Here is a 7194-nt window from a genome sequence, read left to right as displayed (position 1 = left end):
CCCCCTGCCGTACATCCGCCGTGCGCTGGCCAGCGTCGCCGGCTCGGTCGCCTGCTCCCAGCGCTCCTCGATCAACTCCTCGGTGACCAGCGCCGGGTCGTGGACCATGGAGCGGAGCCAGGCGACGAGCTTCTCCCTCGTCGGGTCCTCCGTGAACTCCATGAGCAGGTTGATCCCCTCCGCGGGCGCGGGCCCGAAGAGGCTCCTGCCGACGCCGCCGATCGTCACCAGGCGCTCCACCCGCTCCGGGTGCGCGACGGCGAGCTGGGTGGCGACGATGCCGCCCATCGAGTTGCCGATCACCCGCACCCGGTCGAGCCCGAGCCCGTCGAGGAAGCGCACGGCCGCGTCCTGGGCGAGCGCCATCGGGTGGCCGTCGTCCACCGGGTCGCTCACGCCGAACCCGGGGAACTCCAGGACGAGGCAACGGAAGTGCTCGGCGAGGACGGGCAGGTTGCCGCGGAAGTTCCGCCAGCCGGTGACGCCGGGGCCGGACCCGTGCAGCAGGAGCAGCGGCGGGCCTTCCCCTGCCTCGTGGTAACGGAGCACGCCGCGGTCGGTCTTGAGCTCGCGGAGGGTCGACTTGTGGCTCAGCTCTTTCGTCATCATCCGCCTCGTTCGGGGGAGTTCGGGAACTCGGGGAGGGTGGTGGCGCCGGTGGTGCGTTGCGCCCGTGCGACATGGCGGGCGGGACCGGGGCCGCGTTCGCCTTTCGTCCCGTATCGATTTCGCGACGCTAACCGCGGTGTACGGGACGCCCGCCGGCTCGTCCCGTTGAGCGGGACCGCGCCGCTCAGCGGGCTCCCGAACGTCCTCTCACCGGCCGGTTCCACTCACCGGGACCGCGCGGCTGCGGCGTTCGACCGCGCCCCTACCGTCGGTGCCGCGCCGCCCGCGACCGCGAGCGGCCGGGATCGGAGGTGTACCCGTATGTCGACGGAGGCGGTCACGCCGGAGTCTCCCGCAGACGCGCACGCCGGGCGTGCACAGCCCGCGTGCGGCGCCGCCGTTCCCTCTCCCGCCGAACTCCGGTCGGTACTGGGCCGGTTCGCGTCCGGCGTCACCGTCGTGACGGGCGCCGACGCGGCGGGCCCCGTCGGCTTCGCCTGCCAGTCCTTCGCCTCGGTCTCCCTCGATCCCCCGCTCGTCCTCTTCTGCGCCGGCCACGGCGGCCGTGCCTGGCCCCGTATCCGCGCCTCGGGCACGTTCACCGTCAACGTCCTCGCCGAAGACCAGACGGAGCTGTGCACACGCTTCGGGTCGCGCCACGGCCGCAAGTTCGAAGCCCTGGAGTGGGACCCCTCCCCCCACGGCGCCCCTTCCCTCCGCGGCGTCCTCGCGCGCATCCACGCCACCGTGCAGACGGTCCACACGGCCGGCGACCACGACATCGCCGTCGGCCTCGTCCACGCCCTCGAACCGTGCCGCGAGGGGCGGCCGATGGTGTTCTACCGGGGGCGGTTCGGGGTCGAGGGGGTGCCGGCCACCGCGTCGGAGAGCGTGGGGTGGGGGCTGGGGTGGGATGCGGTGTGAGCGGGGACGGGCGGGCTGCGCGCCTGACGCACCCATCGGCCCGGACTCCGGCCTCTCCTTCGTCGTCCCGTGGGCAGCGCGCAACGACGTGCGGCGTGGTCACCGTGACGGGTGGTCCCGTGCCCGGTCGTGCCGGTGGCGGCGCCGGGCTCGTCACATGGTGAGGTTGCCGAAGAACCCGGCGATGAGGAATCCCGCCCCCCAGACCAGGAAGCTGACCACGGTCATGATCGCAAGCCGGCCTTGAGGGACGTGGCCGCCCTCCGCGTGGTGGCCGTGCGCGGTGCCTGATGAGGTCTCGTGGCCCTGCCGGCCGGGATCCTGCTGCCCCGTGCCGTGGTCCCCGCTGTGGCCGGTGCGCTCGAGGCCGGCGGGCCGGTGACCGGCCAGGGCCGCGCCGGCCAGGGCAATCCCGGACGCCGGCAGTACCGGCTCGGTGCGCCGTACGGTCATCATGCCGTGCTTGAGCCCGTGGTCGACCAGCCACCAGTTCATCGGCAGCGCGACCAGGAACCCCGCGCACAAGGCCATGGACATGATGAACCAGAAGTTCGGCCCGGCCGGGCTCGGGTGCAGCGGGGAATTGGTCATCCACGGCACCATCACCGCCGTCATGCCGCCCATGACCGCGTTCATCGACAGCAGCTCGGGGAGGAAGGTCTTCGACAACGACTCGTGGTAGCTGCCGAACATGTCCTTCATGAACAGGGCCTGGAAGATCGACCAGCCGAACGCGAACCCGAACGCGTACTCGCACAGCACATCCGCCCACCGGGGCAGCCCCAGCACGTCGGTGATCACCGCGGCGGCGAGGATGCCGATCCCGTCACCGGCCACGCAGTGCATCGTCGACCCGACCACCTGTCGCCACTTCGCCGCCACGTACTGCTCGTGCGTCCCGGGCAGCGGCTCGCGGCAACTGAGCACGTACAGCAGCGCCCCGAACAGCCCACTGAAGAGGGTGATGACGACGAATCCCCACTTCATCACCGTCGCCTCGGGTGTGGTGCGGATGTCGAAGGCAACGAAGACCACGGCGATCGCCACCTGGAGGAACCACAGCAGCATGACTCCGTCGAGCAGCACACCAGCCTCCGCGCAGTTGATCGGCCGACCCCCTCAGAGTGCCGCTCCTGCCCGGGGCCGGCCACGTGGAAGGCGCAACCCGTGGCCACGTCGCCGGGCCCCGCACACCGACGCGTCGGGCCTCGGGCCCGGGCCATCGGGCGTGGTGGACCGAGCCCGGCACCCCGCGCCCGCCGACCGACCGCACCCGGACGCCGCCTGAGCGGTCGGCCGGAGGGCGCCCGGCGTCGTAGGCGATACTGCGTGCAACATCAGGCGTACCAAGGGGGGTTGATGCAGGCGTTGGCGAAGGACGACCCGCGGAGCGTCGGGCCGTTCCGCATCGTCGGGGTGCTCGGCGCGGGCGGGATGGGCCGGGTCTACCTGGGCCGAGCCCCCGACGGGCGGATGGCGGCGGTGAAGACCGCGCGCCCCGAACTCGCCGACGACGGGAGCTTCCGGAAGCGCTTCGCGCGTGAAGTGGCCGCGGCCCGGCGGGTGGGCGGCCCTTTCGTCGCGGAGGTGGTCGACGCCGCTCCGCACGTCGACGTGCCGTGGATGGCCACCGAGTACGTGCCGGGCCTCTCGCTGAGCAAGGTGGTGGACCGCCACGGCCCGCTCCCCGAGGACGCCGTGGCGAGGATGGCGTCCGGGCTGCTGCGGGCGCTGTCGGACGCACACGCCAAGGCGCTGGTGCACAGGGAACCTCAAACCCTCGAACATCATCCTCACCGCCGCGGGCCCGCGCGTCATCGACTTCGGCATCGCGCGCTCCTCCGTCGACACCACCATGACGACGGCCGGCTCCGTCCTCGGCACGCCCGGGTTCATGGCGCCGGAGCAGCTCACGATGACCGGCCCCGAACTCACCGCGGCAGCCGACGTGTTCGCCCTCGGCGGCGTCCTGGTCTTCGCCGCGACGGGCGCGGCCCCTTCGGCGTCGCCGACTCGCAGATCCTGATGTACCGCACCGTCCACGAGGAGCCCGCGCTCGACGGGCTCCCTCCGCGCCTCGCGGCGCAGGCGGCGGCCTGCCTGGAGAAGGACCCGGAAAGCCGGCCCACGGTGGCGGCCCTCACGGAGCACTTCGGCGCGCCTGCGTACGCCGACTGGCTCCCGGGACCCGTGACCGCCGAGTTGCGGCGGCTCGCCGCGGAACTCGGCGGCTCGGACTCCGGCAACACCCCCGCGACCGGCCCGTCCGGCGCCGACGCGTTCGAGGGCGTGGAGTTCCTCACCGACGTGGGCATGTCGGCGGACCCGCCCGCCACCGCTCCCCCGCCCGAGCGGACATCGCCCCGTGCGGCACCGGAACCCCTCGAACCGACGCAATTGGGGCCACGCGATCCGGCTCGTTCGGACGGCGCTCCCCGACCGACGGCGCGTGGCACGAGCAGGCGCCGCGTCCTCGCGGCACTCGCCGCCACAGGAGTCGCGGCCGGTGGCGGCGTCCTCGCGTGGACGCTGCTTCCGGAGGACGAACGGAGCAACCAAGCCGCCAAGCAGCCCGCGGGCGGCGCGAGGAGCAGGCCCGCCGTCGAGCTGCCGCAGCAGGTCCGGAAGAAGGGAGTGCTCACCGTCGGAACGGACCTCTCCTACGCGCCGATGGAGTTCCTCCGGAACGGCGAGCCGGCCGGCGTCAACGTGGACATCGCCGAAGCACTCGGCCGCGAGCTGGACATTCGGTTCGAGTTCGAGAACAGGGAGTTCACCTCACTCTTCTCCGGGCTGAAGGGCGGAGAGTTCGACCTCGCGATGTCGGCGAAGTTGTACACGGCCGCGGAGGAGGGACGGCCGGTGGGGACGGTCAGCGCGAGCGGCATGTACGAGATCCGGCATCTGCGGGACTCCGATACGTTCGTGGTCCCGGAGGGGAATCCGCAGAAGATCACACACGGCCACGGCACCACGGTGGGCAAGGTGATCGCCGCGATGAGCGGCACCTGGACCACAGCCAAGTTGGCAGACGACGAGAAGGTACAGCTCCGCGAGTTCGACTCCGTGAAGGACGCCCTGGGCTCCGTCGCCTCGGGCGAGTGCGACATGTTCCAGGGCGACTACGCGGTGGCGGCCTACGGTGCGGCCACGTACCCGGGTGGCGGCCTGGAGGACGTCGGTCGCGACCGCAGCCTGGAGACGTACTTCGGCATCCTCGTCGCCGAGCCGCACGCGTCGCTCTGCCGAGCCGTCCAGCGAGCTTTCGACCGCGTCGTCAGGAGCGGCGAGTACCGGAAGATCCTGAAGAGATGGCACGTCGAGGACATCGCCGTACCGCGGGGGGAAACCGTCGACCTCGACGGAACGTGACCGCACCGGCCCCTGCCCGCACCGCGTCCCGCTGCCCGACCTGCCCGTGCGCCGGCCGGACACCGAGCGGAGGCCGGGTCAACGCGCCTCGCCCGCGGGCGAGTTGATCCGCCGCTCAGATCCACCCGTCCGCACGGCTCTCCGACACGAGGCGCAGCATGGTCTCCCTCGACCAAGTCGGCTGCGTACTCGCGCAGTTGCGGCGCGGGGCGCGGGTGGTGCCCGTCTCGGGGAAGAGCGCCCTGGAAATCTCGCGTGCCGAGTCGACGACGAGCGGGGCCACCCGCTCCAGCGGCGCGGTGCGCACCTCGCCGCAGAGGGAGAGTGCCGCGACGGGGCCTTCGGGGCCGCGGAGCGCCGCGGCCACGCAGCCCGCGCCGAGCGCCGCCTCGCCGCGCTCGAAGGCGAGGCCGTGGCGGCCGCGTATGCGGGTCAACTCCTGGCGGAGCGTGCCCAGGTCACCGATCGTGCGGTCGGTCGCCCGCGGGAGCCGGACGGGGAGGAGGACGTCGACCTGCTCCGGCTGGAGCCACGCGAGGATCGCCTTGCCTACGCCGGTGGCGTGGGCGGGTGCACGGCCGCCCACGCGCGAGGGCAGTCCTCGCGCGAACCGTCCGCCGACCTTGTCGAGGTACAGCACCTCCGGGCCTTCGAGGACCGCCAGGTGCACCACCAGGTGTGTGCGCAGGTGGAGTTCGTGGAGGAGGGGGGCCGCCGCGGCGCGGATCTCGCCGTGCAGGACGTCCTGTCCGCCGGGGCCGAGGAGGCGGGGGCCGAGGCCGTAGCCGTAGGCGGAGTGGTCGAGCCAGTTGCAGCGGACGAGCTGGTCGAGGATGCGGTGCGCGGTGGACCGCGGCAGTCCGGTGCGGGACGCCACCTCCTCCAGGGTCAGTCGCGCGGGGCGGCTCTCGAAGGCGTCCATGATCAGTGTCATCCGCTCGACCATGGAGAGCGGCGGTCCGCACGGGGCGGCCTCTGCGGTTTCGGTACGGGCAGCATCGATGGTGGCCATCGCGACCTCCGGTTCATCTCCAGCTCGGCGGCTCATCCAAAACTGAAATGAATTCTCGTCAGAACGTAGCAGCCGCTTGGTTGGCGAGGAAGGGGCGCGGCCGAGCCGATCAGCGGACTCGCCCCGGAAGCACGCCCGGAACCTCCCGAACGGGCGCTCAGCGGCGGAGAGTTGGCCTCACGCGCTCCCGCCGGCGGAGAAGCGGAACCCGCCCAGGCGGACGCGGCAGCCGCACACTCGGCGACCCCTCGGCACCACTCTTCGCGGCCACTTAGATTTGACCGAGTCAAACCTACTCGCTAATCTTCCGGGCATACCCCTCGAAAGATCGACACGTGCGCGCCGACCCCTGCCCCGCGCCGCGCACACCCGCGCCCAGGAGAACGACATGAAGTGCTACGACTGCGCGGCCCACGAGGCCGACACCCCCTCGGTCGCGATCTGCACCCGCTGCGGCGTCGGCGCCTGCCCCGCGCACACGCACCTCGCCGCCGAGCCGATCCGCCGCAACACCGGTGTCGGCGCCCGCACCGGCAGCACCCTCGCCCGTCGCGCACTGTGCCCCTCCTGCCACGCGGCGGAGTCGCCCGCCGGCTGACCCGCCGGGGCCGCGACCGGCACGGCCCGCACCCGCCATCCCACCGGTACGCTCGGCAAGCGGACCCGAAGGGCGTGATCACCATGAACACGGCAGCCGACACCGCAACCGACCTGCTGCGGAGCCGCGGCCTGCGCAGCACGGCACAGCGCCGCGCCGTCCTCACCGCACTCGGCGAAGCGCCCCACGCGACCGCCCCCGACCTGGAGTCCCTCCTCGGCCCCGGCACCGCGCACGGCCTCTCCCGTCAGGGCCTCTACAACGTCCTCGACGACCTGGCCCGCTCCGGCCTCGTCCGGTGCATCGAGCCCGCCGGCTCCCCCGCCAGGTACGAACTCCGCGTCGGCGACAACCATCACCACCTCGTCTGCCGCACCTGCGGCCGCGTCCAGGATGTCGACTGCGCCGTCGGCGCCGCCCCCTGCCTCACTCCGTCGGACACCCACGGGTTCGCCCTCGCCGAGGCGGAGGTCACGTGGTGGGGCACGTGCGAGAGCTGCCGGGAGGCCGACGCCTGAGCCTGCCGCGAGGCAGCCGGGCGAGGCGCGCCCGACGCACGGCGGCACCGCGGGGAGATCGCCGACTTCCCGTGTTTCAGGGATACTTGGCCACCGCCGTGCACGCACGCGACTCGCCTCCCCGACGCGCCTGGAGCCCCGATGACCACCGGAAGCCGCGA

Annotated in this window: 7 protein-coding genes; 4 read left to right on the top strand and 3 right to left on the bottom strand. The window is 72.7% G+C overall.

Annotation, left to right across the window (positions count from 1 at the left end; translation table 11 throughout):
* The coding region (locus UWG_RS0126475; RefSeq protein ID WP_029391790.1) for an alpha/beta fold hydrolase at nt 1-606 on the bottom strand (606 nt) is incomplete at its 3' end.
* Nucleotides 607-930: 324 nt separating this feature from the next.
* On the opposite strand from UWG_RS0126475, the gene UWG_RS0126470 reads away from it, so the two are divergent.
* Nucleotides 931-1533, top strand: coding sequence for a flavin reductase family protein (locus UWG_RS0126470; RefSeq protein WP_016910212.1), 603 nt, complete (start codon nt 931-933; stop codon nt 1531-1533).
* Nucleotides 1534-1686: 153 nt separating this feature from the next.
* On the opposite strand, the gene UWG_RS0126465 is transcribed toward UWG_RS0126470, so the two are convergent.
* Complete coding sequence (locus UWG_RS0126465; protein WP_016910211.1) at nt 1687-2619, bottom strand: DUF4396 domain-containing protein; 933 nt, start codon at nt 2617-2619, stop codon at nt 1687-1689.
* A 273-nt stretch (nt 2620-2892) separates the two neighbouring features.
* Here UWG_RS0126465 and UWG_RS31845 point away from each other — a divergent pair, with 273 nt between their 5' ends.
* Nucleotides 2893-4905, top strand: a complete 2013-nt coding sequence (locus tag UWG_RS31845) for a transporter substrate-binding domain-containing protein (RefSeq protein WP_078495748.1) — start codon at nt 2893-2895, stop codon at nt 4903-4905.
* 115 nt (nt 4906-5020) lie between these two features.
* Here the strand turns inward: UWG_RS31845 and UWG_RS0126450 are convergent, their stop codons facing one another.
* Complete coding sequence (locus UWG_RS0126450; protein WP_016910208.1) at nt 5021-5917, bottom strand: IclR family transcriptional regulator; 897 nt, start codon at nt 5915-5917, stop codon at nt 5021-5023.
* A 388-nt stretch (nt 5918-6305) separates the two neighbouring features.
* Between UWG_RS0126450 and UWG_RS0126445 the strand changes: the two genes are divergently transcribed.
* Both UWG_RS0126445 and UWG_RS0126440 read left to right on the top strand, forming a co-directional pair.
* Nucleotides 6306-6515 (top strand): DUF2180 family protein, encoded by a 210-nt coding sequence (locus tag UWG_RS0126445; RefSeq protein ID WP_016910207.1) that lies wholly within the window; start codon nt 6306-6308, stop codon nt 6513-6515.
* A gap of 74 nt (nt 6516-6589) precedes the next feature.
* Entirely contained in the window at nt 6590-7033 is a 444-nt protein-coding gene (locus tag UWG_RS0126440; RefSeq protein ID WP_016910206.1) for a Fur family transcriptional regulator, read from the top strand.
* The last annotated feature ends 161 nt before the right edge of the window (nt 7034-7194 follow it).

It is taken from the genome of Streptomyces xiaopingdaonensis (genome assembly GCF_000262345.1).
Lineage (GTDB): Bacteria > Actinomycetota > Actinomycetes > Streptomycetales > Streptomycetaceae > Streptomyces > Streptomyces xiaopingdaonensis.
The sequence above is the reverse complement of the archived record's forward strand: the minus strand, read 5'-3'. Positions and strand labels throughout refer to the sequence as shown.

Coding starts and splice junctions, on each gene's coding strand:
- UWG_RS0126470 (WP_016910212.1), top strand. CDS start 931: ATGTCGACGGAGGCGGTCACGCCGGAGTCTCCCGCAGACGCGCACGCC.
- UWG_RS0126445 (WP_016910207.1), top strand. CDS start 6,306: ATGAAGTGCTACGACTGCGCGGCCCACGAGGCCGACACCCCCTCGGTC.
- UWG_RS0126450 (WP_016910208.1), bottom strand. CDS start 5,917: ATGGCCACCATCGATGCTGCCCGTACCGAAACCGCAGAGGCCGCCCCG.
- UWG_RS31845 (WP_078495748.1), top strand. CDS start 2,893: ATGCAGGCGTTGGCGAAGGACGACCCGCGGAGCGTCGGGCCGTTCCGC.